This window comes from Paenibacillus sp. FSL H7-0350, assembly GCF_038593195.1.
In the GTDB taxonomy this organism is placed as follows: domain Bacteria; phylum Bacillota; class Bacilli; order Paenibacillales; family Paenibacillaceae; genus Paenibacillus_AQ.
Genome location: NZ_CP151972.1, coordinates 4,811,433 through 4,836,424, shown reverse-complemented (window position 1 = coordinate 4,836,424; position 24,992 = coordinate 4,811,433). Strand labels below are relative to the sequence as shown.

Annotated in this window: 25 protein-coding genes; 8 read left to right on the top strand and 17 right to left on the bottom strand. The window is 55.1% G+C overall.

Going from position 1 to position 24,992, the window contains the following annotated elements; translation table 11 throughout:
- Nucleotides 1-143 precede the first annotated feature (143 nt).
- Complete coding sequence (locus NYE24_RS22180) at nt 144-1,019, top strand: Cof-type HAD-IIB family hydrolase (protein WP_076161721.1); 876 nt, start codon at nt 144-146, stop codon at nt 1,017-1,019.
- A 13-nt stretch (nt 1,020-1,032) separates the two neighbouring features.
- Here the strand turns inward: NYE24_RS22180 and NYE24_RS22175 are convergent, their stop codons facing one another.
- Entirely contained in the window at nt 1,033-1,158 is a 126-nt protein-coding gene (locus tag NYE24_RS22175) for a hypothetical protein (RefSeq protein ID WP_256707949.1), read from the bottom strand.
- 136 nt (nt 1,159-1,294) lie between these two features.
- On the opposite strand from NYE24_RS22175, the gene NYE24_RS22170 reads away from it, so the two are divergent.
- Both NYE24_RS22170 and NYE24_RS22165 read left to right on the top strand, forming a co-directional pair.
- Nucleotides 1,295-1,765: an Imm30 family immunity protein gene (locus NYE24_RS22170; RefSeq protein WP_036695581.1), complete on the top strand. Its 471-nt coding sequence runs from the start codon at nt 1,295-1,297 to the stop codon at nt 1,763-1,765.
- Between the two features lie 93 nt (nt 1,766-1,858).
- Nucleotides 1,859-4,204, top strand: a complete 2,346-nt coding sequence (locus tag NYE24_RS22165) for a UvrD-helicase domain-containing protein (protein ID WP_342476698.1) — start codon at nt 1,859-1,861, stop codon at nt 4,202-4,204.
- A gap of 156 nt (nt 4,205-4,360) precedes the next feature.
- On the opposite strand, the gene NYE24_RS22160 is transcribed toward NYE24_RS22165, so the two are convergent.
- The 3 genes from NYE24_RS22160 to NYE24_RS22150 all read right to left on the bottom strand — a co-directional run bounded on the left by NYE24_RS22160 (nt 4,361) and on the right by NYE24_RS22150 (nt 6,247).
- Nucleotides 4,361-4,942: a 50S ribosomal protein L25 gene (locus tag NYE24_RS22160; RefSeq protein WP_342476697.1), complete on the bottom strand. Its 582-nt coding sequence runs from the start codon at nt 4,940-4,942 to the stop codon at nt 4,361-4,363.
- Between the two features lie 95 nt (nt 4,943-5,037).
- A complete protein-coding gene (locus tag NYE24_RS22155; protein WP_036695578.1) occupies nt 5,038-5,985 on the bottom strand; it encodes a DUF1861 family protein in 948 nt (315 codons plus the stop codon).
- Entirely contained in the window at nt 5,951-6,247 is a 297-nt protein-coding gene (locus NYE24_RS22150) for a helix-turn-helix transcriptional regulator (RefSeq protein WP_063829030.1), read from the bottom strand. Before NYE24_RS22150 ends, NYE24_RS22155 begins: the two co-directional genes overlap by 35 nt.
- Nucleotides 6,248-6,445: 198 nt before the next feature.
- Here NYE24_RS22150 and NYE24_RS22145 point away from each other — a divergent pair, with 198 nt between their 5' ends.
- Genes NYE24_RS22145 through NYE24_RS22135 form a run of 3 tightly spaced genes read left to right on the top strand, consistent with a single transcriptional unit; the run spans nt 6,446 to nt 9,808 of the window.
- Complete coding sequence (locus NYE24_RS22145; protein WP_036695577.1) at nt 6,446-7,627, top strand: glycosyltransferase family 4 protein; 1,182 nt, start codon at nt 6,446-6,448, stop codon at nt 7,625-7,627.
- A complete protein-coding gene (locus NYE24_RS22140) occupies nt 7,627-8,733 on the top strand; it encodes a glycosyl transferase (protein ID WP_036695576.1) in 1,107 nt (368 codons plus the stop codon). Before NYE24_RS22145 ends, NYE24_RS22140 begins: the two co-directional genes overlap by 1 nt.
- The gene (locus NYE24_RS22135; protein WP_036695575.1) at nt 8,726-9,808 is read left to right on the top strand and encodes a mannose-1-phosphate guanylyltransferase; all 1,083 of its coding nucleotides are present in this window, start codon (nt 8,726-8,728) and stop codon (nt 9,806-9,808) included. Before NYE24_RS22140 ends, NYE24_RS22135 begins: the two co-directional genes overlap by 8 nt.
- A 148-nt stretch (nt 9,809-9,956) precedes the next feature.
- Here NYE24_RS22135 and NYE24_RS22130 read toward each other — a convergent pair whose 3' ends face one another.
- The 10 genes from NYE24_RS22130 to NYE24_RS22085 all read right to left on the bottom strand — a co-directional run bounded on the left by NYE24_RS22130 (nt 9,957) and on the right by NYE24_RS22085 (nt 19,281).
- On the bottom strand, nt 9,957-10,193 hold the full coding sequence (locus NYE24_RS22130) for a hypothetical protein (protein ID WP_036695574.1): 237 nt from the start codon (nt 10,191-10,193) through the stop codon (nt 9,957-9,959).
- Nucleotides 10,194-10,314: 121 nt separating this feature from the next.
- Nucleotides 10,315-11,358 (bottom strand): ATP-binding cassette domain-containing protein, encoded by a 1,044-nt coding sequence (locus tag NYE24_RS22125; RefSeq protein WP_342476696.1) that lies wholly within the window; start codon nt 11,356-11,358, stop codon nt 10,315-10,317.
- A gap of 41 nt (nt 11,359-11,399) precedes the next feature.
- Nucleotides 11,400-12,200, bottom strand: coding sequence for an ABC transporter permease subunit (locus NYE24_RS22120; protein ID WP_036695572.1), 801 nt, complete (start codon nt 12,198-12,200; stop codon nt 11,400-11,402).
- Nucleotides 12,197-13,126: an ABC transporter permease subunit gene (locus tag NYE24_RS22115; protein WP_036695571.1), complete on the bottom strand. Its 930-nt coding sequence runs from the start codon at nt 13,124-13,126 to the stop codon at nt 12,197-12,199. Before NYE24_RS22115 ends, NYE24_RS22120 begins: the two co-directional genes overlap by 4 nt.
- A gap of 98 nt (nt 13,127-13,224) precedes the next feature.
- Nucleotides 13,225-14,331 (bottom strand): ABC transporter substrate-binding protein, encoded by a 1,107-nt coding sequence (locus NYE24_RS22110; RefSeq protein ID WP_036695570.1) that lies wholly within the window; start codon nt 14,329-14,331, stop codon nt 13,225-13,227.
- Between the two features lie 228 nt (nt 14,332-14,559).
- Complete coding sequence (locus tag NYE24_RS22105) at nt 14,560-15,336, bottom strand: ABC transporter permease (protein WP_036695569.1); 777 nt, start codon at nt 15,334-15,336, stop codon at nt 14,560-14,562.
- 18 nt (nt 15,337-15,354) lie between these two features.
- Entirely contained in the window at nt 15,355-16,143 is a 789-nt protein-coding gene (locus tag NYE24_RS22100) for an ABC transporter ATP-binding protein (protein WP_342476695.1), read from the bottom strand.
- Between the two features lie 22 nt (nt 16,144-16,165).
- Nucleotides 16,166-17,194, bottom strand: coding sequence for an ABC transporter substrate-binding protein (locus tag NYE24_RS22095; RefSeq protein WP_342476694.1), 1,029 nt, complete (start codon nt 17,192-17,194; stop codon nt 16,166-16,168).
- 47 nt (nt 17,195-17,241) lie between these two features.
- Nucleotides 17,242-18,696 (bottom strand): aryl-sulfate sulfotransferase, encoded by a 1,455-nt coding sequence (locus tag NYE24_RS22090; protein WP_076155570.1) that lies wholly within the window; start codon nt 18,694-18,696, stop codon nt 17,242-17,244.
- Between the two features lie 42 nt (nt 18,697-18,738).
- Nucleotides 18,739-19,281, bottom strand: coding sequence for a MarR family transcriptional regulator (locus tag NYE24_RS22085; protein ID WP_342476693.1), 543 nt, complete (start codon nt 19,279-19,281; stop codon nt 18,739-18,741).
- Nucleotides 19,282-19,612: 331 nt separating this feature from the next.
- On the opposite strand from NYE24_RS22085, the gene NYE24_RS22080 reads away from it, so the two are divergent.
- Nucleotides 19,613-20,206: an RNA polymerase sigma factor gene (locus NYE24_RS22080; RefSeq protein ID WP_076155575.1), complete on the top strand. Its 594-nt coding sequence runs from the start codon at nt 19,613-19,615 to the stop codon at nt 20,204-20,206.
- Nucleotides 20,172-21,320 (top strand): DUF4179 domain-containing protein, encoded by a 1,149-nt coding sequence (locus tag NYE24_RS22075; RefSeq protein ID WP_342476692.1) that lies wholly within the window; start codon nt 20,172-20,174, stop codon nt 21,318-21,320. The genes NYE24_RS22080 and NYE24_RS22075 overlap by 35 nt, the downstream gene beginning before the upstream one ends.
- 110 nt (nt 21,321-21,430) lie before the next feature.
- Here NYE24_RS22075 and NYE24_RS22070 read toward each other — a convergent pair whose 3' ends face one another.
- The 3 genes from NYE24_RS22070 to NYE24_RS22060 form a co-directional block, all read right to left on the bottom strand.
- On the bottom strand, nt 21,431-22,552 hold the full coding sequence (locus tag NYE24_RS22070) for a hypothetical protein (RefSeq protein ID WP_342476691.1): 1,122 nt from the start codon (nt 22,550-22,552) through the stop codon (nt 21,431-21,433).
- Between the two features lie 103 nt (nt 22,553-22,655).
- Nucleotides 22,656-24,128 carry a HAMP domain-containing sensor histidine kinase gene (locus NYE24_RS22065; protein ID WP_342476690.1) on the bottom strand — a complete coding sequence of 491 codons (1,473 nt, stop codon included), beginning with the start codon at nt 24,126-24,128 and terminating at the stop codon, nt 22,656-22,658.
- Nucleotides 24,125-24,817 carry a response regulator transcription factor gene (locus NYE24_RS22060; protein ID WP_342476689.1) on the bottom strand — a complete coding sequence of 231 codons (693 nt, stop codon included), beginning with the start codon at nt 24,815-24,817 and terminating at the stop codon, nt 24,125-24,127. The genes NYE24_RS22065 and NYE24_RS22060 overlap by 4 nt, the downstream gene beginning before the upstream one ends.
- Between the last annotated feature and the right edge of the window lie 175 nt (nt 24,818-24,992).

Genomic DNA, 24,992 nt, shown 5'->3' with positions numbered 1-24,992 from the left:
AATGATAAAATACAAGTGGAAACGGCCGAAAAATAGAAGGATAAGTTATCGTGTGAAACATATAAATTCTTATATTTCAGGCAAAGCCTACGCGCCCTTGAAGGGGAAATTACAATAAACAGATAGAACAGGAGAACAATCACATGCTTATTGCACTGGATATGGACGGAACACTGCTCAATGCGGAGGGTGAAATCAGCAACGAGAACAAAGAGGCTATTCTTCAAGCACAGCGCCTGGGCCATATCGTGATTATCGCTACGGGCCGTTCCTACATGGACGCTGAGCGGCAGCTGCGGCTGGCTGATCTGGAATGCCCTGTGGTGAGTCTTAACGGTGCTGTAATCACGCTGGCTGACCGGAGCGTGGCGGCAAGCACTCCGCTGAATAAAGAGAATATTATTCCCGCGCTGCGCTGGCTGAATGAAATTCCTGAATTGTATTACGAGGTATACACTGAGGATAACGTATATGTTGAGCTCGACAAGCGGGTACAACTGGAAAAGCTGGCTACTCATAAGGATACTGAGGTTCCCGAGGAACTGGCCTGGCTGCTCCAGGCGATGGTCGATCAGCAGTTCCAGCAGGCAGCTGTAACCTACGTGGAGAAGATGGAGGACGTCTGGAGCAAGGAAGAGAATCTGATTTATAAGACTTTGGTCTTCTCGCTGAACCGTGAGCTGCTGAAGGAAGCCTCTGTGCGGTTCGCCGCCATCCCCGGACTGATTATTACCGCATCGCATGTCAACAATATCGAGATCAACCATGAGGAAGCGAATAAGGGTGCCGGTGTAAGCATGCTCGCTGCCCATTACGGGATTCCTGCGGAGCAAGTGGCGGTGATGGGCGACAGCTACAATGATCTGCCTATGTTCGAGATGGCGGGGTACAAGATTGCCATGGGGAATGCCGCCCCCGTGCTGAAGCAGACCGCCGACTTCATTACGTTAAGCCATACGGAGAATGGTGTAGCGGCAGGGCTGCGGCATCTTCTGGACAGAAGAACAGCCTTCAAATGAAGGCTGTTCTTTACTAACGGCGGTCGGTTCCCGAGCGCCGGAAGAGGCATAATGAGATGGCTCCCAGGTTGAGTGCCAGATATAGAATAAGCGTTAACCGTTCGGCATTGGTTAATTCCATAAGTACCGGAATAAACATAATATCCCTCCATACCTTACTTCTATTTGTACATCTGTTATAGTCAGCTAGTCCTTTGTCCAATATATTAGCCTTATCTGTCAAAAAATGGACCTTATGATAAATGGCGTTATTTTCTGCTGGGAGGAATTACTCTATGAACCACCTATACCCCGGGATTGCCCGGCTATATGAGAACCGGCTGCTGCGCACCGAGCTGGAATGCGAGCAGTTCGATCAGGCACTGGAGGGTCTGGCCGGTGATACGGAGGATGCCGTCATTCACCAGATCTTCAAAGTATTCGATGATGATACGGAACAGCAAGAGGTGATGTTCAGCCTTGTTCATTTTGTAGAGAGTATCCAAATGGAGATGTATCTGACCCAGCTGCTGGAATCACTGCCGGAAATGCTGGAGCATGCCCGCAACTGGGCGATTGTGCTGAATCAAAGAATTCTCCAGGACGACACTTACCGCAGGGATTACGCTGAGATCGCTGTGCGCATGCCTCCTAGAATCCGGCAGTGTCTGGCCTTCCTGCTGGAGGAGATCAAGGAAGATCAGCCGCGGCTGTACGAGCGCAAGGTGAATTCTCTTCTTGCCAAGCTGAATACATCCGGGAGATAGCCTCGTGCAGAAAAGAGTGCAGAATGGTATAGTGTATACTGGCCAAAACCGCAGGACTGATTATGCATTCAGAAACATACGAAGGTGAACATAATGAACAAGCTCTTATTTCATAATATCCCGCTGGGAGCCAGCGGTGAGAATATACCCCAGGCCAAGGTAGCCTCGGCCCGGACGAGCCGGGAGACGGTGCAGCCGGGGGACAGCGATGCGGCTTATTTCAGGCGGCTGGAGGCTGGAGGCATTCTGCTCAATCCCCCGCAGATCTCGGCGGTGCGCCATCATCTGGGGCCGCTGCTGACACTGGCTGGAGCCGGCTCCGGCAAAACCTCGGTGCTGATCTGCAGAACCGGGTATTTGCTGTCTGTGCGCGGCATCGCCCCCGGACGCCTGCTGCTGCTGACCTTCTCCAGCAAAGCAGCGGCAGAGATGCGCGAACGGATCACCCTGTTACCGGGGGTGAACGAAGGGGATGCTGCGCGCCTGCAGGCGCGTACGTTCCACTCGTTCTTCCTTTATTTCCTGCGGCGGCAGGGGCTGCGGCAGGATATTTTCAGCGAGACCCGCCGTCAGCATATTCTGCTGAAGCAGATTATGCGCGAGCTGGGACTGCCGAAGGATGCCTATCCTCCTGAGAATCTGCTCAGTCTGCTCTCCGCCTGCAAGATGAACATGGGCTTGCCCGCACAGCTGCCGGAGACTACCGAGGCAGAGAAGGAGATGAAGGCTATCCTGACTCTATACGAGCAGTGGAAGGCCGATCATTTCAAAATCGACTTCGACGATGTGCTGCTGCTCGCCTACCAGATGCTCCGCGAACAGCCTGCGCTGCTGCGGGAGCTGCAGCAGCAGTATCAATATGTGATGGTCGATGAATTCCAGGATACGAATGCGCTGCAATATGAGCTGGTGAAGATGGTTGCTGCTCCGCAGGATAATCTGATGGTGGTCGGCGACGATGACCAGACGATCTATTCCTTCAACGGAGCCCGCAGCGAGTTCATTCTGGAGTTCGAGAAGCTGTATCCGCAGGCCAAGGTGATTACGCTGGATATCAACTACCGCTCCGGACCGGCGATCATCGGGCTGGGCAACGGTATCATCCGCCATAATTCACGTCGCCGCGCCAAGACGCTGCAGGCAGCCCGCAGTAGCGGCCTGCCGCCCCGTTATCTGCGTCCGCTTACAGCAGATGACGAGGCCGCGCAGATTGTGGAGCATATTGAGCATGAGACTCAGAGCGGGACCCGGGAATTCCGTGATTTCGCCCTGTTATACCGCGCGACAAGCAGCAACCGGGCGGTCCTGGAGCTGCTGCTGCTGCACGATATTCCTTATATAGATTATGGTGAAGGCCAGCTGTTATATGAGCATTGGCTGATCTCTCCGGTGCTGGATCACCTGCGCCTGTCGGTGAACCGCCGCGACTTCGCCGCCATGGAGAATATTCTGCCGACACTCTATATGAACCGGGACAAGGGGATGGAGCATATCCGGCGCATGGAGGCGGTGCAGGCGAAGCAGGGCCCGCTGATTCATCTGCTGTCCATGCCGGGCATGGAGGATTTCAAGGGCGTCAAGCTGCGCGAGCGGCTGGACCTGATCCGCGGCCTGCGGGAGCTGACGCCAGTGCAGGCAATCCGCCAGATCCGCACAGTATTCTACGATTATTTCATCGAAGGCAGCGAGCGCCATCAGGCTACCCTGCACCGGGAGACACTGAAGGAAATGCTGGATGAGCTGGAGTCCTCGGCGGAGCGCTTCGCCACGATTCCGCTATTCCTCGAATTCATCGACAACGTAACAGAGCGTAATGAGCAGAACCGGCAGCCGGGGCTGAAGGAGCAAGGCAACCGGGTGGCGCTGATGACCATCCACAAATCCAAGGGACTGGAGTTCCCCGTAGTCTTCCTGATCGGAGCCTCCGAAGGGATTCTGCCGCATAGCTCCGCTCTGGAGGAGGACCGTGCGAAGGACCGCAAACCAGCGAAGGCCTCGGTCAAGGTGATCAATGCGGCGGCTGCAAGAGCCGCGGCTGAAGCAGGCATTGCCGCATTGGAAGAGGAGCGCCGGCTCGCCTATGTAGCCGTTACCCGGGCCAAGGAGGAGCTGTTCATCAGCTCGCCCGCCCGGCATCGGGGTAAGAAGGCGGAGGTCTCGCGCTTCATGCTCGCGGCCTTCCGCTCGGCGGCCCGCCCGCAGGCACCGGCTCCACCCGCCGGAGGGAGCAGCGCAGGCAGATCGCCTATAACCCGCAGCAGCACCCCGGGTTCAGCCGCAGTGAGAACGCATACTGTCCCGGTCTGGAAATGCACCGGCAAAGCCTGTCCGGGCTGGACCCGGAAGAAGGCGGGCGGGGCAGAGGATCACCTGACCTCGAAGCCGTGTCCGCTCTGCAGCTCCCCGATGGAACCAAGCACCCGCGAGGTCCCGGTATAAGCGAACATCCGGCTGCCTTTTCAGCTAACCTGCCAGATGTAAGTTTCCTCCCAAACAATAAAAAGCCCCTTCCAGCAGACGTAACCGGAGTCATGATATGTTCATGAATTCCGGGTACGCTCTGCCAGAAAGGGGCTATTATTCATTAATCTATATTTAAGCCGGAGTGACTTCCGGTTCTGCTGCTTCTTCATGGACCGTCTTGATCTGAATCATGACTGTGCCCGAAGCAGTCAACACTTCAATTCCATCCTTGAAGATCAGATCAGACACCAGCAATTGGTCGCCGATGGCCAGGCCGCTGATATCCACTTCCATCGATTTCGGCAGAGCTCCCGGCATGCAGCGGACTTCTACTTCATATATTTCCACCTGCAGTACGCCGCCTTCTTTGACACCCGCAGCTTCGCCTGCAAAATGAATCGTAACCTTGCTGTCCATACTGATGCTCATATTCACATGCTGGAAATCGACATGTAGCACTTTACCGGACATCGACTGCTTCTGAATGTTCTGAACCACTACCGGAAGGGTCGTTCCATCCGGCAGCTTCGCCTGCAGAATCGCCCGCGGATTCGTTCTCAGCATCTCCAGCAGTTCCTTCTCGTTCACTTCAAGACTGAGAGTATCTTTACCAATGCCGTACAGTACAGCCGGTATGCGGCCCTGCTTTCTTGCTGCATTCAGGTTGGACTTTGTTTCCGATGTACGATTGCTTAATTGAATAAATGTACTCATTGCTTGGTTCCCGCTCTCTTTGACCATAAATTCTTGTCAAACATAGTGTACCATGACCATATAATCTAGTCAAACTTACAACCATCAGACCTCCATCAGACCTCATACTCAGCAAAAGGATCAGGAATCTCAATACGGTAGGCTTCCGCATCGCTGACGCCTACCGACAACACCGACCGGCCGTCCTCCCCCCGTACCAGTCCGCCGCTGAAGATCACATCCTGCAGATCAGGCCGTTTCCCCGGACCGACCGGGAAATCGCTTCGGGCGGCAATGATTTTGAGCGGAGTCGTCTCGAAGGTGTCCGGGTTGAGCGAGAAGACCATAGCGTAATAATGCTTCTTCCCCAGAGGATCGAAGCAAGCGATATGCCCAAGCACACCGACATGGCCGTTGCTTAGCAGATGGGCTTCATTGGCGCCGCCCCACTCTTCCTGCACGAACTGATGCTGTAGAATTTCTGCTTCCACGAGCGTCTGTTCATTCAGCTCTTCCAGAGAATCGATAACCGTGAAGCCGATCTGCCCTCTGCCGCCACGCTCCCCCTGCGGTCTCGTAAGCACACCGATTCTCCCGTCCTGCAGCTCTATCAGCCGGATGTCCTTCATCTGCTGCGGACCGGAGGCGAAATGGTTCATCGAATCGATCCGGTACCCCCGGTAGAACTGCGTGACCCAGGAGACGATTTGCGGCGGATGATCCCCGGCCGTAATGACTTCAACTCCGCCGACAATCAGTTCGCCCTTAATCCGGGTGACACAGGGGTCCTGCAGGTTATAGGTATGCGTATGTGCCCTGGGAACCCATACCCCGTCCCCTCGGGATGTAAAAAAGAAGACTTGAGAGAACTCACTGTCGCGCTCCTCAACTCTTCCCAGTATGACCTCCTCCCCGTCATGCGGGAAAGGGGCCGTTATATTGTATACATCACGCCCGCCTACACCGGAGAAGACCAGCTTCTCCACGTGTACGGTACGGAGATTGGCGTAAAAGGTATCCAGCAGTTCGCTACAGGCTGCTGCCATTGCCGGGCTCCTTGTCATTGCCTTCCTCCTCATATTCATTTGCCTTATCTATTGCCCAATCGTTCTCATCTGATTCCATCCGGATCAATTCCCCAGGCTGAATATTGAAGTAGGTACAGAGCTTTAACAGCAGATCCCGGGGATACTGCACCATCTCATCCTTGTACATCCGCCGGACGGAATCAAAATGGTAGTTAATGTCTTTGGCAAGCTTGCGGATCGATAATTTGGGGTCATGTTCTTCCATAACCTCACTTAGTTTACTGCGAATGACTGGCATCCATACACCTCCTACAATACTATATCTGGAGATTTTAGGAGAGTCAATAAATTGACAAGATAAAATGGTCATGTTATAGTCGATTTAGGAAATAAATTGCAGAAACGAAAATTCATACCACTCACCCCTGGAAAATAAAGCTCTCTTTATTTTCTTTTTTTATCCCCAAATTACGATAATCCATAGGGAGGCTCTATCATGAACCGCAGCAACCGCAATAAAAACATAGTTTTCCTGTCCACCAGCCTGCCTAGAGAATGCGGAATTGCTACCTTCACCCAGGATCTGCTGGATGAGTTCACGAAGCTTCAAGGCTTCAACAAACCGCGGATCATCGCCATGAACAACAACAGAGATTACCGTTACACGGATCAGGTCATGAGGGAAATCAACCAGCAGCAGCTATCCGATTATATAGATTCAGCCCGGGAAATTAATCAGTCGGATACCAATCTGCTCGTCATTCAGCATGAATTCGGCATCTACGGCGGAGAGAGCGGTGAATATCTCCTGCAGTTCACGGAAGAGCTTCAGGTCCCTTATGTGGTTATCTTCCATACTGTCTTAACCAAGCCTACACCGAAGCAGCATGAGATCATTACCCGGCTCGCTGAAGGAAGCGTCCAAGTGGTCACGATGGCCCAGTCCACAGCACAGGATCTGATCTCTGTCTATCATATAGAAGCCGCCAAAATCGCCTTCATTCACCACGGTGTGCCCTTTGTGCAGACAGCTACCCGCGCGGAGCTAAAGACCCAGTATAAGTTCGGAGACCGCAAAATTCTCTCCACCTTCGGCTTCCTGAGTCCCGGCAAGGGCATTGAATATGCAATTGAAGCGATGAGCGGAGTGGTGAAGCAGCACCCGGACGCGCTCTATATCATCTGGGGCAAGACCCATCCGGTCGTTAAACAAGAGGCAGGCGAAGTCTACCGGCAAAAGCTGACCGATCAGGTGTATGAGCTAGGACTGGTCAATAATGTGCTGTTCGTCGACAAGCTGCTGACCCAGGAAGAAGTCATCGAGTCACTGGTGATGTCGGATATTTATATGACTCCATATCTGGGCAAGGATCAGGCTGTCAGCGGCACCCTCGCTTACGGCATTGGCTATGGCAGAGTCATTATCTCCACCCCTTACCGCTATGCCGAAGAGATGCTAGCTGAAGGCCGGGGGTTGCTCGCGGAATTCCGCAATTCAGCTTCTCTGGAAGCCTGTATTCTGGAGCTGCTGGATGATCCGGCCAAAGTCGAGGATATGGAGCAGCGTACACAGGCGCTTGGCAGTAAGATGATGTGGAGTGAGGTTGCAAAGAGCTATGCAGCCATCTTTCACGATAAAATAGCCCTCTCCACCCCGGCTGACCGGAGTGTGATTTGATGCATCCACCAGCAGTGTTGCAGCTCAAACCGGACTATATGCGCCGGATTACCGATGACACGGGGATTTTTCAGCATACGAAGTTCGGTGTTCCCGACCGTGCCAAAGGCTACACCACCGATGACAATGCGCGGGCTCTAATTGCAGCCGTACTGATGTACAAAAAAAATCCCGAGGCCGCTGCCCTCGACCTGATCCATACGTACCTCTCTTTCGTCCATCATGCACAGACGGAGGAAGGCAACTTCCGGAATTTCATGGACTACAGCCGCTCCTTCCTGGAGGAGCGCGGCTCCGAGGATTGTCAGGGACGCACCCTCTGGGCGCTGGGCTTCGCCCTCTCCTATTCTTCCATCCTGCCGGATAATCTGCTGAATACCTGCCGCTATCTAATCAACCAGGCGCTGCCTCATATCGGCGGCATTCGGTCTCCCCGGGCACTTTCCTATGCACTTGTCGGGCTAAGCTATCTGCTCAAAACTCCCGGAGCACTCACCTACTCCTTTCCGTATCCGCATACACCAGGCACAGAGGAAGAACAGGCCTTCCTGCCCGAAGCCTTCATTAGTGAGCTGATCGAATCCATCGCGGTCCGGCTAAATGACCAGTACAACCATACCAAGGGCGAGGGCTGGAACTGGTACGAAGACAGCCTGACTTACGGGAACTCGATGCTGCCTTGGGCACTATTGAAGGCCTACAAGATCTCCGGCAATCCGGTGCTCCGAGCTACGGCCCAAGAAAGTCTGGATTTCCTAATCTCCCGGACCTTCGCGCCGGAAGGCTATTACAAGCCCATTGGCAGCCATGGCTGGCTGCTGCGCGGCGGCACGCCTGCGCTCTATGACGAACAGCCGATCGAAGCCTGCGAGATGCTGCTCGCCTGCCGGGAAGCCGCCTCGGTGCTGAAGGACCCTGCTTATCTGCGGAAGGCTGACTTATGCTATGCCTGGTATACAGGGAATAACTCCTTGCAGCTCAGCCTGATAGATCCCCAGACCGGGGCTTGCTACGACGGGATTCACAGTTCGGGACTGAATCTCAATCAAGGCTCGGAGAGCATTATCTCCTTCTTGATTGCCCATCTGGTGACCCATCATGGATAAATTCGCAACCATTCTCGCAGGCGGGGGCGGCACCCGCTTCTGGCCGCTGTCGAGACAGGAAATCCCCAAGCAGCTGCTGAACATCAGCGGCAACGATATTATGCTGAACGATACGATTGAACGCTTCAAGGGCATTATCCCGCAGGAAAATACCGTTATTGTAACGAACCGAACCCAGGCGGTACTGCTGGAGAGCATTATGCACAGCAGTGTGCAGAAGAGCAATATCCTGATTGAGCCGGTGGCCCGAAATACTTCGGCGAGTATTCTATTCGCCGCTTTCGCCATCCAGCAGATGAGCGAAGGGGACTCCTTAATGGTCGTCCTGCCTTCCGATCACTATATTACCGATGAGCCGCAGTTCCGGCTTACGCTGGACGAAGCTTGCACCGTAGCCATGGAGAGCAATACCATTGTCACGATCGGGATCAAGCCGACCTTCCCGTCCACCGGTTACGGCTACATCGCTTATGACAAAGAGCCGATCGCAGTCAAGCCGGTTGCCGTATACGATGTAGCTGAATTCGTGGAGAAGCCGGATTTCAAGAAGGCACAGGGGTATCTGGCCTCAGGCAATTATCTCTGGAACAGCGGGATCTTCATCTGGAAGACCTCGGTCATTATCGATAACTTCAAGCGTTATTTGCCGCGGTTGTATAACACGATGCTGCCGATCAGGGAGGCATGGGGTACGGATCAAGAGCAAGAGACGATTAACCGGATCTACCCGCTGCTCCAAAATATATCGATCGACTATGGCATCCTTGAGCGTTCCGACGAAGTTGTGGTCCTCTCCGGACAGTTCGGCTGGAATGACATCGGCAGCTGGGATGCACTCGGTGCCATCTTCCCGCCTGATGGTGAAGGCAATATTATCAAAGCCAATCATTTGGGCATCGATACCCACAACTCCATCATCTATGGCAACGGGCGGCTGATCACCACTATAGGCGTTGAAGGTTTTATTATCGCCGACACGGGGGATGCCCTCATGATCTGCCCTAAGGACAAGGCACAGTCCGTCAAGGACATTGTGGATCTGCTCAAGGACAAAGGCATGCTGGAATATGTATAGGAGATGTCACTCGAAGAATAATTTGGGCCAATGGGGCTAGTACAGTATTGCTCCCCTTGTTCTAGCAGAAACGGCTACGCCGTCCTTGTCAAGGATGGCGTAGCCGTTTTTGCTCATGTTATTAAGGTGGTCTTGTGACCGTTCAGCCTCAGGTCCAGGCCCACAGGAATCCGTCGCGGTCCCAGGCAATCCGGCCGCCATGCAGCTTGCGGAAGGCCTTCTTCACTTCCTTGGATAACGAAGCATTGCCGTTCTCATTCACGAATACAAACTGTTCACCGAAATTTGCCTTCACATATTGGGTCGCAGCGGTCTGGTATAACGTCCCTGTGAACTTGATTTCCTTCACCATCCACTCCGCCACTTCCTGTGCGGTTACTTCCATTGGGGGTACTGCTCCTTCCTGTTCTTCTTGCTTGCTTGCAGATTTCCCCATTATACCACGAATCCCGCTGCTTCTATCCGATCCATTCCGGACTAACGGCGGAACCTGCTTGAACAGACAACTACGCCCCTTCCTGCTCCAGATGCAGCAGCTTAGCAGCGTCCATGAGAAGGGTCACGCGATCCCCTTCCCGGACCTGCAGCCAGCGCCCGTCATTTAGCAGGTCTACTGTTAAGGGGATACCTTCCGCCGTCACGCTGACCCGGATAATGCTGCCCAGAATGGATACCGCCTGGACCTGACCGTGCACATCCACCATACCATCGGCGTCATCCTGGATCGGCTCCCCTGCCGCCAGCAGGGTTACGGTCTCCGGCCGGATGGCAAACCGGTCGGCCCGGCTCTCGATGCTGCGGAAGAGCGATAGCGCCTCGGCCCGGCTCAGCACATTGTAGCTGCCCATGAACCGGGCGGCAAATTCCGTACGCGGCGCTGTGTAGAGCTGCTCCGGCGAGCCTTGCTGAACGATCTGCCCCTTATTCATGATGCAGATCCGGTCCGAGAGGATCAGTGCTTCCTCCTGATCATGGGTGACGAACAGCGTCGTCATGCCAAGCCGCCGCTGGATGTCGCGGATCTCCGCGCGCAGATTCTTGCGGATTCGTGCGTCCAGTGCGCTGAGCGGCTCATCCAGCAGCAGTAGCTTCGGCTGGACGGCCAGCGAGCGGGCCAGCGCCACGCGCTGCTGCTGCCCGCCGGACAAGGACTGCGGGTAGACATCCCGCTTGTCCTCCAGATCCACCATCGCCAGCAGCTCTGCGCTGCGCGTCCGCCTTGCTGCAGGAGCGATGCCGCGCATGCGCATGCCGTATTCCACATTTTGACGGACCGTCAAATTGGGGAACAGCGCATACGACTGGAACACCATGCCGATGTCCCGGCTGCGCGGCGGCAGCTGCGTCAGCTCCCGGGACTCCAGCAGCATACTGCCGCTATCCGGTTCTGTAAGCCCGGCGATGCAGCGCAGGAGTGTGCTTTTGCCGCAGCCCGACGGTCCCAGCAGCGTAACCAGCTCCCCTTCGGCGATACTCAGATCCACCCCATCCAGTACCCTGGCATCGCCGAACCTTTTATGGATGCCCAGCAGCTTCAGATAATCATTCATTCCTGTCCCTCCCTATTAATGCCGGGTCTGCCCCGGCTTCCTTACTTCGATAACCGGCCCATCCGCTGCCCCAGCTTCATCAGCACGGCCGACAGCAGCAGAATGAAGAAGAAATATGAGATGGCAATGGCGCTGGCCAAATGCCCGCTTTCTCCGACTCTTTTATACAAATAGACCTGAATCGTCTGGATATGGCCCCCGACCAGCATATTCGTCAGCACAAACTCCCCGAACAGCACCGAGAACGACAGCAGCGCCGAGACGATAATCCCAGGCCATATATTCGGCAGAATGACCGTGAGGAAGGCCGTACGCCTTCTGGCTCCCAGCAGTTCAGCGGCATTCAGCAGCTCCACCGCCGATACACTAAGCAGACTGTTACGGATGCCCTGATACATATAAGGCAGCACGACTACAAAGTACGCCCCAATCAATAAATAAGCCGTCCCCGAAAGGTTAAAAGGTCCCGAGGAATATGCGCGGATCAGCCCTACGGCAGCTACCACCCCAGGCACGGCATAGGGCAGAACGACGATTCCCTTCATGAAGCTCTCCCAGCGCGGATAATAGACCGTAATGACAAAAACAGCCGGCAGCATCACAGCGAGACTCAGCGCCACACTGATGCCGCACAAATACAGGGAGGTCCAGAGCGCTTCCAGGAAGCGGCTGTCCCGGAACATACCGCTGAACCATTCCAGCGTCCAGCCTTTAGGAAGCAGCGTATTCTGCCAGTCCCGGGCAAAAGCATACAGCCCTGTAGCCGCCAGCGGCAGCAGCAGGTAGACCATCAGCAGCAGCATGAAAACGCGCGGGCCGATCCCCGCTCTGCGTGTATTCATTGTCCTGCCTCCTCCCGGGCGATCCGCCAACGGCGCTTCCATGCCTGGCCGCTGCTGCTATGTTCCCGTCTGGACTGCAACGCACCGCTATAGACGTCCATCCGGCGCACCATCCGCTGATTCAGGAACACCGCCAGCAAAGTGCTTAACGCCAGCAGGACAGCAAGGGTGCTGCCCATCTCCGGCTGGGTGACCACATTGCCCGCTACCAGGGAGCCAATGCGCACAGACAACAGATTATAGTTGCCCCCGACCAGCGCATAGGCTGTTGCGTAGGCACCCATCGCATTGGCGAAGAGAATGCCGAGCGTCCCGAAGATCGCCGGGGAGAGCACGGGCAGCCCAACCGTCGTCCAGAACTGCCAAGGTCTTGCCCCCAGCAGGTCCGCCGCTTCCCTCCACTGCTCCCGGATGCCATAGAAAGCCGGATACAACAGCAGTAATGCCAGCGGAATCTGGAAATAGACATAGACCAGAATCAGACCGGACCAGCTGTACAGGTTGAAGTCGCCGAATACATTCCAGCCCCATTGCTTGAACAGCAGCGTGAACACGCCGTTATTGCCGAGCAGAATAATATAGGCAAAAGCTAGCGGAACTCCGGCAAAGTTCGAGGTCATATTCGAGAGCAGCAGCAGCCGGTCGCGCGCAGCCGGGGCAAAGCGCGTGACGCAATACGCGCAGGCCAGGCCCACCCCCAGCCCGATCAGGCTGGAGAAGACAGCGATCAGCAGGCTGTTCTTGATTGCCTGCATGTAATAAGCACTGCTGAGCGCATGGATATAGTTGCCCAGCGTGAAGCCTTCGCCGCCAGAGCTGCGAAGACTGCCCAAGAGCATCGACAGGACCGGCACGGCCTGGAAGGCCAGCACCAGCAGCACAAACGGAGCCAGAGCCAGCAGACTACTCCATTGTCGTTGTTTCATTCCGTACACTCCTCTCTTCTTAAGATACGGAAGTAGCAAGCGGGCGCCCCGGATACTGCAAGGCGCCCTTCATCTGTTGCATACAGTTCAGTCTGAGGTTAGTTCAGGTGGACCAATACGCGTTCCTGCCAGAGCTGCGGAATCGTCTTGGCGGTTGCCTCCCACACCTTGTAATCGCCTACCGGCTTCACGTTCGCGTATTGCTCCTGGGGAAGCAGCTTCGCAGACACCTCCTCCGGCAGCTTCACACTCTCGCGGATCGGACGGGCGTAACCTTTGGCCAGGTTGATCTGGCCTGCATCGCTGAGAATATACTCACGCGTCAGCTTGGCGGCATTTGGATGCGGAGCCCACTTATTGATAATGGTCGCATAACCGCTCACTACGCTGCCTTCCTTCGGAATCGCCACATCGAAGCTGCTCTTATCAATCTGATCCTTATAGTTCAGCGCATTGAAGTCCCAAAGCAGGGTTACCTCCACCTCGCCCTTCTCAATGTTCGCAAGCGATGCTTCGGCATTCGAGAGACGGCCCTTCTTGGCCAATTCCTCGAAGAAGGCGAGTCCCGGCTCAATATTGGATTCATCCCCGCCAAAAGCAATCGCAGCCGCCAGCACGGCCATCTGCGCCTGTGCAGCCTTCGTTACATCGCCTACAATGATTTTGTAGCTGCCGTTCTTCAGGTCTTCCCAGCTCTTAGGCGGACTAGCCACCAGCTTGGTATTGGTCAGGAAGGCGATGCTGCCTTGATAACCGACCACCCAGTGGCCGTCCTTATCCTTGGCCCAGGCGGGAATCTCATCCCAGTAAGAAGTTTTGTAAGGCTGGGTTACGCCTGCATCTGCTGCAACCGGACCGAAGGCGATACCCACATCGCCAATGTCGGCGGTCGGCTTGTCTTTCTCGGCATCGAACTTGGCAATTTCCTCCGCGCTCGACATATCTGTATCGGTATGTGTAAGTTTGTATGTTCCCGTAATGTCCGTCCAGGTATCCTTCCAGTTCGCCCAGGTATCCGGCATCCCCACGCTGACCACCGCGCCTTCCTTGGCTGCTTCGGCCTCAATGTCGCTCAGACTCAGCTCTGCGGTGCTTGCGGTGCTGTCATCAGCTTTCGCCTCCGAGTTGGCACAAGCAGCCAGCAGCAGGACGAGCAAGCACAACAGCAGACTCATAGACCCTAACCGTGCAAATCTCTTTTTCATGATTTCCCTATCACTCCTATTTCTGATTTGCGGGCTAATCTCTGAATGGAAGCTTGTTCGGTGCCCACCTGAAGTATAGAGGTCCATTATTTGCCCGGCATTAAGCTCAGTAGTAACCTTTGTAAACCCGCAGCATTTGTGGCAGACCGGAGAGCCTTAACCACGCTGCCTTCCAGGTAACACAAAGAGCCCCCGGAATAACCGGAGGCCATGCGCTACTCTCTCATTTTATCTTCTGTGCGCACCCACGCTGACCACACCGTAGCGGTAGAGCACCTTCCGGCCGAACCAGCCGAAGGCCCGGTCTGTGAAGAAGCCCATGAAGCCGAGGCTAATCAGCCCTACGAAGATCCAGTCGGTACGGAAGAACAGCCGCGAATTCCAGATTAGGTACCCCACCCCTTCGTTCGAGGCAATCATCTCCGCGCCGATAATCGCCATATAGGAGGTGCCCATCGCCAGCCGCACACCGGTGAAAATATACGGAATCGTCGAAGGCACAATGACATGCAGCAGAATCTGCCACTCACTGGCCCCCATGCTGCGTGCGGAACGGATCTTGTCCTCCTCTACCGACATGACCCCGGTCAGGGTATTCAACACCACAATGAAGAAGGTGGCGTACATAATCAGCGCGATCTTCGACTGCTCCCCGATGCCGAACCAGACCAGGAAGAGTGTAATGAAGGCAATCGGCGGAATGAAGCGGATGAAGTTCAGGAACGGCTCAGCGAACAGGCGGACTACATTCACCTTGCCGGTGATCAGTCCTGCCGGAATAGCCAGCAGACTGCCTAGCACCCAGCCGATCAGCACGCGGTACAAGCTGACCCCGATATATTGCACCAGCGTCCCGTCCTCCACCAGCTCACGCCCGCCCCGGACCGTTGCCCACGGCCCGGGAATGATATCCGGACCATACACCCAGGCGCCAAGCTGCCAGAGGAGCAGTACGGCAAGCCACAGCAGGGATACGGATACCCATTTCTTTTCCAACCATCTCATCAGGTATCACCTCCCGTCCTATTCTTCAAAATGGCTCTGAATCCGGCTATACAGCGAATAGAATTCAGGTGAAGCCACATCCCGGGGGAAGGGCAGCGTATTGTCGTAGATGTCTGTGATATTGGAGGAGGGCCCTACCGACATAATGCCGATGCGCTCCCCCAGCAGCAGCGCTTCCTGAATATCATGGGTCACGAAGATCACCGTCTTATGCGTCTCCCGCCAGATCTGCACCAGCTCCTTCTGCATCGTCCGCCGGGTCATGGCATCCAGCGCGCCGAACGGCTCATCCATCAGCAGGATCGCCGGATCATTCGCCAGCACCCGGGCCAGCTGTACCCGCTGCTTCATTCCTCCCGACAGCGCCTTCGGGAATTTGTCCTCATGGCCGTTCAGCCCGACAAGCACGATGTAGCGGTCAGACAGACGCCTGCGTTCGGCCTTCGCCGTCTTCTTCATCCGCAGTCCGAACTCTACATTCTCCCGCACCGTCAGCCAGGGGAACAGGGACGAATCGGCCTGCTGGAACACCACCGCCCGGTCCCGGCCCGGCTTATCCACCTCGATGTTGTCTACCCGCAAATGTCCGCCAGACTTGGAGACGAACCCGGCAATCATATTCAGCAGCGTGGATTTGCCGCAGCCGCTTGGGCCGAGCAGTACGAAGAATTCTCCGCCCTTGATCACCAGATCTACATCCTTAATAATGTAGTGAACATCTCCGGCTGCCGGTTCACTGTAGCTCTTACGCAGCTGCTCGATATGAATAGCATGCTGCCTTGCCGCTGGTTTAGCAGATAAAGACATGGGGCACCTCCTGTAGTTTCATTTATTCCGGGTAGGTCACTTTATCCGGCAACGCCTGCTTCAGCGGCTCCAGCTTAAGCTTGCTGCCAAGGTCAAAATCCTGCGTGATAATCCCTGTATCCACCATATACTTCTTCTGTCCGGCGAGGCTGTCGTATGCAGCCTGGGTGAAGCCCACCTTCCACGGATTCGCCGGCAGATCCTTCAGCGTTGCTTCCTTCGGCTGCTTCACTTCCTTGTACATCAGCTCCGCTACTTCCTCGGGATGCTCCTGTACGTACGCCGAGGCTTCATCCACCGCTGCCAGGAAGGCTCCAATGCCTTCACCATGCTCCTCTGCAAAAGCATCCGCAGCTACGATTCCCATCCCCAGCCGTACCGGAGTCTTCGACATATCGGTCAGCTCATGCACGCCCTTAAGTGCAGCCAGCCTATCGGTCAGCGCTGAACCGCTGAACCAGGCGGCATCGACATCCCCCTGCTTCAGGGCGATGAAGGCTTCGTCGAAAGCACCCTGTCCTGTAAGCTTCACACCGCTGAGTGCGATGCCCTGCTCCTTCAGATATTCGTCCCACAGATACGGCAGGAACGTCCCGCGCAGGAAGCTCAGATTCTTACCCTTCAAGTCCGCGGCAGACTGAATATCGTCTCTGACGTACAGCTTCCATACTGCCGCTGCCTGATCCGTGGCCTGACCAGCGGAAGCAATGATTGAATAGTCGCCCTTGGCAACGGCATTCAGCACCGGGAAGTCCGCACCGAAGGCCACATCCACCTGCTTGATGAACAGCGCATTCACTCCCTCGGCCGGTGTCCCGAAGTTGATGATCTCCGCATCGATGCCGTGGCTTGCGAAGATGCCTTGCTTAAGGGCTACCCGGAAAGTCGGATTCGTGTTGATATCAGCAATCCTGATCTTCAGGGTCTCCGGTGTACCGCCGCCCTTTCCCGCAGAGGCTGCCGCATCTCCCTTGGAGCTGCAGCCGGAGAGCACCAGTACCAGAGATAAGGATAAGAGCAGAAGGCTTGAGCTGTACCATGATTTTGTCACAAGAACGCACCTCTTCGTCTATGAATTTCTGAAGCCTGCCTGAGTCTCTACCTGGCCCGCCGGACGCTGCCTTCATCCGTAGTGGCTACACAGGCTGCCCCCTCTGTAAAAGGCAGCGTCGTCGCTACCTGCACGACCGAATCCGATCCCTTCGGAGCGGCCCCCGGTACCCTGAAGCTGGACACATCGAGCGGCTCAATCGCATTCTCCTGCGGCTTCGTAAGCTGCGGCACCCAGGCATAGGGTACCCGGTAAGAACGGTAGACCATATTCGTATTGCGGCGGTCTGTGTACGGGGAGATATACTCCCAGACCAGCTCATGCGCTGCCGTGACCTCGAACAGCCGTCCATTGGAGCCTTCGGTAATCAGCGTGTTGCCGTTCGCAAGCCGCTGCGCCGAGCTGATATACGGGCTGTAGAACTTATAGGAATCCGTCGGAATGGAGAATCCGGCCTCCGCCGAAGTATACTGCCACTCAATCTCCAGCGTCACCGGGTTAATCTCCAGTACGCGTGAGTGATCACGCAGCGCGTTCTTCTGCCCGAACGGCGATGCCGGATTCGGCAGACCGTAGCCGCCCCAGCCGCCGTTATCGAATACAAGCAGATTGCCTTCCCCCGGCAGTCCCTTCGGAATGATGTGGGCGTGATGCTGGCCGATAATCCAGCCGATATGCTTCACTTCGGGCAGGGAATAGTCCGGGCCCAGACGCCAGACAATAGCCCCGCTGCGCTTGTCGGTGATGGCGATAATATTCGCCTCGCGGGCATCCCAGATAATGTTATCCGGGTGGAAGCGCTCGTCTCCTTGATCATAGAACCGGTTCGGCCCCACATAAGACGCAGAATTAATATGCAGCCAGTCGCCTACGCCGCCGCCCAGATCCCCGAAGGAGCGGGTATTGGGGTCGCGGAACAGGACATTGCGCGCCGCCTGGTCGAAGCCCAGCTCCGCGAAATGATCGCTGGCTGCCCACTCCCAGAGGATATTGCCTTCCCAGTCCACTTCAATAATCGTGTCATCCAGCAGCTCTTTGTCGGAAATCTCAGGGTTATGCAGATTTTTATGCGCCAGGATTAGCGTTGTCCCGCTGTTAACCGAAGGATCAAGCCCGGGAGCATAGTATCCCGCAGGATTGCCTTCCCGCTGGTAATCATGGTGCTGGCGGGCATACCACAGCGGCTCAGCCCCCGGGTCCGCGATCTGCTCATAGCTGTTGTATCTCCAGACCACATTGCCGTCCCAGTCCACCTGCACCAGATCGACATTATCCTGAATGCCGAATTTGGGATCTCTTCTGCCGGTGCTGCCCAGGACATAGCCGCCAGGAAGGATTTTGGCCGGGAAACCGATCAGTCCTTGCCATAGATGTACCTCCTTGCCGCTCATGTCGATTAGCACTACGCCCTCATCGCCTGCCTGAAATACCGTGTAGCCGCTCCATGCCTTGGCCGGGTTATATACAGTTGTCCCTGTTGGATATATTGTGGAATGTCCCATGCTCATCTCTCCTCATCACTGGGTTGGTATGCTCTTCATTTCTCAATAGCTGAGATAATTACTCTTCGTGCCTCCGCGCAGCTTCTGTTCAGGCTCTGCGGGAACGGGTATGGCTGCATTCTGCCGGGCCAGCTCCAGCAGCGTCTCCGAGAACCCTTCCAGATTCCCGATCATCCGCTGATAGAACCGGCTCTGCTGCTCCAGCTCTTCCTCCGTAAAGCCCTCGAACAGAAGCATAATACACCTGGCACCGATGTTTCCGTTCCGCTCCGCCATCTCCCGGCCGCGGGCGGTAATATCCAGCAGCACAGTCCGGCGGTCATCCTCCTTACGCCTGCGTACCGTATATCCGCCCGCCTCCAGCTTGTCACTCAGCGCCGTTATGGCGCCTGAGGTGAAATCAAGCTGCTCCGCCAGATCGCCCAGACGCTGCTCCCCGTCACGGATGATTTTGTGCAGAATCAGCATTCCCGGCAAGGCTACTCCCTCCACGTATACGCGGTCACGCTCCTTAACGAACCTGCGTACCAGCTTACGGAACAGATGATCCGCCTGCTCCAGCCGCTCCCACTGTCTATCCTCCATGCCCTCTCTCCTCTGCTATTCATCCACGGGACGCAAATAGGCCCCCGGTCCATTCCCTGTTCGGGAACTGTAGCGGGAGCCTTTGGTGGTCCAATCAGCTCAAATCTCAGGTATGATGTTGACAACGATTCTTTCACTGTTCATTTAATTAGCGGTGAATGATTGCTGTTATCATATACCCCCTTAAACACACCTGTCAAGTGTGAATTATAAAAACAAGTGTGGACCGGCTAACCGGCTAATAACCGCAATTGCCTTATGTATAAAATTGTGTCACAATCCGCGGCATTCCGATTGTTATATAGGTATCCAACCAAAGGAGGTGAGGTAAGTGCAATTAACCGTCCCCGGGGAAGCGGACGAACGAAGCTTAATGATCGAGCGGGCTGTAGAGGCTGTCAAGGCTGGAGACAAGCAGTCGTACGAAATCATTATTAAGCGGTTTCAACGCCAGATTTATACCTATTGCTTCTATATTCTCAAAGACCATACCGAAACAGAAGATGCCGTTCAGGAAATCTTCATCCGCGCCTATGCGAACCTCCACCGCTATGGCAGCAGCACTTCCTTCTCAGCCTGGCTGTACAAAATGGCTTACCACCATTTAATCAATTTGAAGAAAAAACAAAGCCGCTGGCTTAGATTAGTAGAGCATTACAAGGAGCAGCAGCGGCAGGAGCAGGTCCCGCCAAGTGAATCGGTAACCTCCGAGCTAATAGCCTGTCTGACCACAGAGGAGCGCCACATCCTGCTGCTGAAGGCCGTAGAGCAGTACACCTTCGAGGAGATCAGCGAAATTATGGGAATCAAGGCGACAACCATCCGCAAAAAATACGAACGGCTGCGCAAAAAACTGCTGGAGCGTGCCGCCCAAAAAGGAGCGAGGAAGCATGGATCAATATCGGGAGCGAACAAGACATCGTGAGATGGATGCTATTGAACAACATATTCGGGAATCCGTTAAGCCAAGAGCGGAGTTAAGCACGATCATTATGAATAAGATTGGAGAGGAAGAAATGAGCAGCATAACAAGATCAAGAGGATCGAAGGCCAGACCGGGGATTTTCAAAAAAACAGCTATCGCCGCCACCATCGCCGGGGTTCTAGGTGCAGGCATTCTGGGCGCAGGCTTCGTGTCACCGGCAATGGCAGATACGCTTAAGAAAATTCCGGGGATCGGCATTCTCTATCAGGGAACCACTCCGCAGTCGCTTGAGCTTGCAAAAAGTCAGGGAATGTTGTCACAGCCGGGTCTCAGCGTAACCCATAACGGAGTTACACTCAAGCTGACCGATCTGCTCTATGACGGCACACGGCTCAGCTTCCAGCTTGAGCATGAGGGCGGATTAGATTTCTCGGGCGGAACTATAGGGCAGTTGATTGAGCCACCGGCCGTCTTGGCTGACGGGCAGCAGATTAAGTTCACTTCAGGAGCCTTCGGCGATATTCCTTATCAGGATCATGCTTATCTTGCCGAGCTGTCGGGCGATTTGAATCTGCCGAATGAATTCACCCTGACGGTGGAGGCTAAGGTCAAGCAAATGAATGAGACCTTTACATTCACTGCACCTGTAAAAATCATGGATACCGCCCTCACGGTTACCCCGAACATCACCAAAACAGAGGGTGCCTTCAGCTATACTGTCGAGCAATTAAAGGTCACTCCGGTATCCACCCGTCTGGTTCTGAACAGTCAGGGTGAGGTGCCGCAATCCGCAGAGCAGTCCGGCGAATTTCATGCCAGCATGATGTACTATGAGCTTGTAGACGACCAGGGCAATTCTATTGACCCGAATAGATACGGATTTTACGACAGCAAACCGGAGACAGAATACTATCTGAATGAGCTGTATCCTCCTTTTGCTAACACACCTAAGACCATAACCATCAAGCCGTATACGCTGACCGTTAAGAGCGATGACTTCACCATTGCGGGGCAGAAAAAAGACAGTAACGGTAACATTCTGCCGGGACGCGGGAATCTGGGCAAACGGACTTATCTGAAGAATCTGGAGACCACGATCACCCTCCAGCCTTAGTGTATTAGTTCTCCCGCTTCATGCTGTTCATCATCTAAAAAGCAAGGCTGTCCGGGTAGCCGTCATGCGGCTGATCCCGGGCAGCCTTTTGCTTTTGGCGTATAAAAGCGTTACGACAGGCTGACCACATAGGTCAGAAACTGATAGATATTATCCTTCAACACTGTGGCTGTGGCCAGCAGCTTCTTACCGGATGGACTCCAGTGGAGAGGATCAGACAGATGAAAATCATTCAGCACAGGCGTCTGCTCTCCGGTCTCCACCTCGGTAATGAACAGGTCCTGCTGGTCATCCGTTGAACCAGACGCCGTGACTGCATAAGCCAGCAGCTTGCCGTCCGGCGACCAGCTGGTGCCGAAGATCTGCTGCCCCGAAGCTAGCTTAGACTGCTCATTGCCCTCGCTGTCACAGAGCTTCAACGTCATCTCTCCGCGTCCGGTACGCTCAACAATCGCCAGCATACTTCCGTCAGGGGAGGGAACGGCCCAGATCACATTCTTTAGCAGCACCTTAGTCTGCTTCGTCACTATGTCATAGGCGCTTAGCTGGCTATCTTCACCTGTAACATAGAGAATCCGGCTGCCGGTCTGAACCACCTCATGCACATAAGGGATGCCCGTCTTCAGGATCGTCTCCTGCTTGCCGGTTAGATCTGCACTTCGAATATTGCCTTCCATATCAGGAAAAATCACATGCGTATCATCCGCCCATTTCCCTTCCTCGATCTGAAACTCCGTCTCGCTAACCTTCACCGGAGCGCCGCCAGCCAGGTCCATAATGTATCCGATCCCAGTCATCTCGGACAGCTCCTTGAAGAAGATATGCGTCTTGTCCGGGGAGATTTGCGGCGCGCCATAATTCAGCTCTCCAACCTGCAGCGGAGCTTCCTCACCTGTGGACAGGGTATGCAGATAGAGATTCAGCGGATACCGTTCCTGTCCTTCAATCACCTGCGAGGGGAGACTGCGGTTCTCCTTGGTCACTACCATTACATCCTCACCGGCAAAATCCGTCCCCCGCACCCCCTCCACCTTCTGTATGCCCTCAAGCTTCAGCTTCGTATAGACCGGTTCGCTGATATTGTCGAGGACTGTAATTTTGCGGCCCGCCTTCTCTACAACCTCACGTGTATCTGTGTTCTCAGTACTACAGGCAGTAACCGACAGCAGAACAGCTCCGCAGAGCAGAATGCTCCAGATTTTGCCCCAGGCTCTATGGCTCATATGATTCATTCAGGCTTCCCTCCAGCTCATCGCTCATGTTGCCTCTTCAGCATACCGGACGCTTATTTCCAAACCGCATCTCAACTATATCCAACTTGTAAACATTATCCCTTCAGGTCACCAGCGGAAAGGACAGCTCAAACGCCGCCCCTTCGCCTGAGCCTTCCAGCAAGATAATGGTTCCGCCCTGCTTCTCCACCAGATTACGGACCAGCGAGAGGCCAAGCCCTGTGCCGCCCGAGGCTCTGGAACGGTCACGATTGACCGTATAGAACGCTTCGAAGATCTTCTCCCGCGACGCCTCCGGAATGCCGATGCCGGAATCCCGTACAGTAATCCACACCCGCTGATCCCTTACCTCGCTGTGCAGATGGATACTCCCCTGCGGAACATTATATTTGATTGCATTGTCCAGCAGATTGATGAAGATATGCATGAAGCTCTCCCGGTCAATCCAGATATGCGCGGGCTGGGCGTCAAGCGTGACTGTGAGGCCGTAGCGCTCCGCCTTGCCTTTCATCCGTCCGCAGATATCGCTCAGCGTACTCTCAACCTCCAGCAGCTCTGCCTGGGATTCAAAATCATACTTCTCAAGCGCCGTCAATTGCAGCACCTTCTCCACCATCTCGTACAGCCGCTCTGTTTCCTTGGCAATACTCAGCTTGGCATCATGCAGCAGCTTGGGGTCATCGTCATACATATTCAGCAGGTCGACATACGCCTTAATCGAGGTCAGCGGCGTCTTGAATTCATGGCTGATGTTCCCGATGTACTGCTTCTGCTGCTGCTCCAGCGCCTGAAGCTTCTCCACAGCCAGCTGCAGCTTGTGCCGTTCTTCATCCTTGGCGGCAATGCTGCGCTCAATCTCCCGGCTCATGAAATAAATGCCTTCGCCCAGCTCCCCCAGCTCATCCTTGCGCCTTACCGGCGGAGCCGTGATATAGTTGGCCCCGCGGATATCCTCCGCTGCCTTCTTCAGCCGCCCGATGGAGGCAGCCGCACGGTTGAAATACAGATACCCGAGGATGAAGCTGAACACCAGCACGGCGCCGCCTGTCGTCAGGAACAGATTCAGCAGTGTCTGCTGGAAGCTGCGGGCGCCCTCCAGGGAATACTGTAGCTGCACCACACCCATCTGCCCCTCCGGTCCCTGCAGCGGGGCCAGGTAGAACAGCTTGTCGCCTTCACTCTGGTAGGCGACCTTGTTATTCAGCGCGTAGTCCAGCGCTGTGCTGAGATCCGGCTTGCCCGGACCCGTCCCAGGCTCGCCTTGCGCTGAGGTGCCCGCCTGCTGTCCCTGGCTGTCGTACAGGGTCACCTCCAGGCCGGTGAATCCGGCCAGCTCGGCAGCCAGCGCCTTGCCGCGCTGCTGCATGAAGACCTGCGGCGTAAGGCGCGCGCCTGTATAATACGTCTGCTTCACGCGCAGATTGACCGTGTTGACATGCTGGGCCAGACTGCGCTCCGTCTGGCCCTGCTCATTGCGCTCCACGCCGCGCAGGACGAAGTAGCTCAGCACGCCGACGGCCAGAATCAACAACGCCGCCAGGAACAGGCTGAACTTCAGCTTAATGCTGATTCTCATGAGTAGCTCCCAGCAGGCACTGCCTTATAGCCTACGCCGTAGACGGTTTGCAGGATATTCTGGTAGGGCTCGCCCAGCTTTTTGCGCAGCCGCTGAATATGAATATCTACGGTGCGCGTTCCCCCGGCATAGTCCATATCCCAGATCTGCTCCAGCAGCTCCTCGCGCATATACACCCGCTGCGGGTGCGAGAGCAGCAGATGCAAGAGATCGAATTCCTTCGGGGTCAGCTCCAGCGGCTCCCCGCCAAGCTCGGCGCTGCGCCGGTCCGGGTGAACCTGCAAGAGGCCGTATTCGATCAGCTCACTTCGGACCTCAGCCGTATTCTTCTCCAGCCGGCGCAGCAGTGCCTTCACCCGGGCCAGCAACTCGCGGATCTCGAAGGGCTTGGTCATATAATCGTCTGCACCCAGCTCCAGACCGACAATTTTATCGACAATATCATTCTTGACAGTCAGCAGGATAATTCCAATATCATCCCGGTCCTCCAGCTTGCGGCAGACATCATAACCGCTCAGCTTCGGCATCATTACATCCAGCACCAGCACATTTGGACGGAAGGTATTCGCCTTGCTTAGCGCTTCCTCCCCGTCACCGGCAGTATCGACTTCATAGCCTTCACGCCGCAGCGCGTAGGCAATCGCACTCACAATGGCCGGTTCGTCATCGACGACCAGTATTTTTTTCATAGACGGCCCATCCTTCCGCTCTCGCTTGTTCAGTTCGGGTAATGTCCTTCAAGAATAACGCAGATGAAGAAGCCGGAGCAAGGAACCGGCAGAGACAAGCAAAGTTTAGGTTATCTTTAAGAAGACTTAAGCTTCATTTCAGTATTATTGGGTAAACTGTACTTAGCTGAAGTTC

What these genes read in the sequence shown, in the direction of transcription:
- NYE24_RS22180 (WP_076161721.1), top strand. Translation starts at nt 144, where the DNA reads ATGCTTATTGCACTGGATATGGACGGAACACTGCTCAATGCGGAGGGT.
- NYE24_RS22175 (WP_256707949.1), bottom strand. Translation starts at nt 1,158, where the DNA reads ATGTTTATTCCGGTACTTATGGAATTAACCAATGCCGAACGGTTAACG.
- NYE24_RS22170 (WP_036695581.1), top strand. Translation starts at nt 1,295, where the DNA reads ATGAACCACCTATACCCCGGGATTGCCCGGCTATATGAGAACCGGCTG.
- NYE24_RS22165 (WP_342476698.1), top strand. Translation starts at nt 1,859, where the DNA reads ATGAACAAGCTCTTATTTCATAATATCCCGCTGGGAGCCAGCGGTGAG.
- NYE24_RS22160 (WP_342476697.1), bottom strand. Translation starts at nt 4,942, where the DNA reads ATGAGTACATTTATTCAATTAAGCAATCGTACATCGGAAACAAAGTCC.
- NYE24_RS22155 (WP_036695578.1), bottom strand. Translation starts at nt 5,985, where the DNA reads ATGACAAGGAGCCCGGCAATGGCAGCAGCCTGTAGCGAACTGCTGGAT.
- NYE24_RS22150 (WP_063829030.1), bottom strand. Translation starts at nt 6,247, where the DNA reads ATGCCAGTCATTCGCAGTAAACTAAGTGAGGTTATGGAAGAACATGAC.
- NYE24_RS22145 (WP_036695577.1), top strand. Translation starts at nt 6,446, where the DNA reads ATGAACCGCAGCAACCGCAATAAAAACATAGTTTTCCTGTCCACCAGC.
- NYE24_RS22140 (WP_036695576.1), top strand. Translation starts at nt 7,627, where the DNA reads ATGCATCCACCAGCAGTGTTGCAGCTCAAACCGGACTATATGCGCCGG.
- NYE24_RS22135 (WP_036695575.1), top strand. Translation starts at nt 8,726, where the DNA reads ATGGATAAATTCGCAACCATTCTCGCAGGCGGGGGCGGCACCCGCTTC.
- NYE24_RS22130 (WP_036695574.1), bottom strand. Translation starts at nt 10,193, where the DNA reads ATGGAAGTAACCGCACAGGAAGTGGCGGAGTGGATGGTGAAGGAAATC.
- NYE24_RS22125 (WP_342476696.1), bottom strand. Translation starts at nt 11,358, where the DNA reads ATGAATGATTATCTGAAGCTGCTGGGCATCCATAAAAGGTTCGGCGAT.
- NYE24_RS22120 (WP_036695572.1), bottom strand. Translation starts at nt 12,200, where the DNA reads ATGAATACACGCAGAGCGGGGATCGGCCCGCGCGTTTTCATGCTGCTG.
- NYE24_RS22115 (WP_036695571.1), bottom strand. Translation starts at nt 13,126, where the DNA reads ATGAAACAACGACAATGGAGTAGTCTGCTGGCTCTGGCTCCGTTTGTG.
- NYE24_RS22110 (WP_036695570.1), bottom strand. Translation starts at nt 14,331, where the DNA reads ATGAAAAAGAGATTTGCACGGTTAGGGTCTATGAGTCTGCTGTTGTGC.
- NYE24_RS22105 (WP_036695569.1), bottom strand. Translation starts at nt 15,336, where the DNA reads ATGAGATGGTTGGAAAAGAAATGGGTATCCGTATCCCTGCTGTGGCTT.
- NYE24_RS22100 (WP_342476695.1), bottom strand. Translation starts at nt 16,143, where the DNA reads ATGTCTTTATCTGCTAAACCAGCGGCAAGGCAGCATGCTATTCATATC.
- NYE24_RS22090 (WP_076155570.1), bottom strand. Translation starts at nt 18,696, where the DNA reads ATGGGACATTCCACAATATATCCAACAGGGACAACTGTATATAACCCG.
- NYE24_RS22085 (WP_342476693.1), bottom strand. Translation starts at nt 19,281, where the DNA reads ATGGAGGATAGACAGTGGGAGCGGCTGGAGCAGGCGGATCATCTGTTC.
- NYE24_RS22075 (WP_342476692.1), top strand. Translation starts at nt 20,172, where the DNA reads ATGGATCAATATCGGGAGCGAACAAGACATCGTGAGATGGATGCTATT.
- NYE24_RS22070 (WP_342476691.1), bottom strand. Translation starts at nt 22,552, where the DNA reads ATGAATCATATGAGCCATAGAGCCTGGGGCAAAATCTGGAGCATTCTG.
- NYE24_RS22065 (WP_342476690.1), bottom strand. Translation starts at nt 24,128, where the DNA reads ATGAGAATCAGCATTAAGCTGAAGTTCAGCCTGTTCCTGGCGGCGTTG.
- NYE24_RS22060 (WP_342476689.1), bottom strand. Translation starts at nt 24,817, where the DNA reads ATGAAAAAAATACTGGTCGTCGATGACGAACCGGCCATTGTGAGTGCG.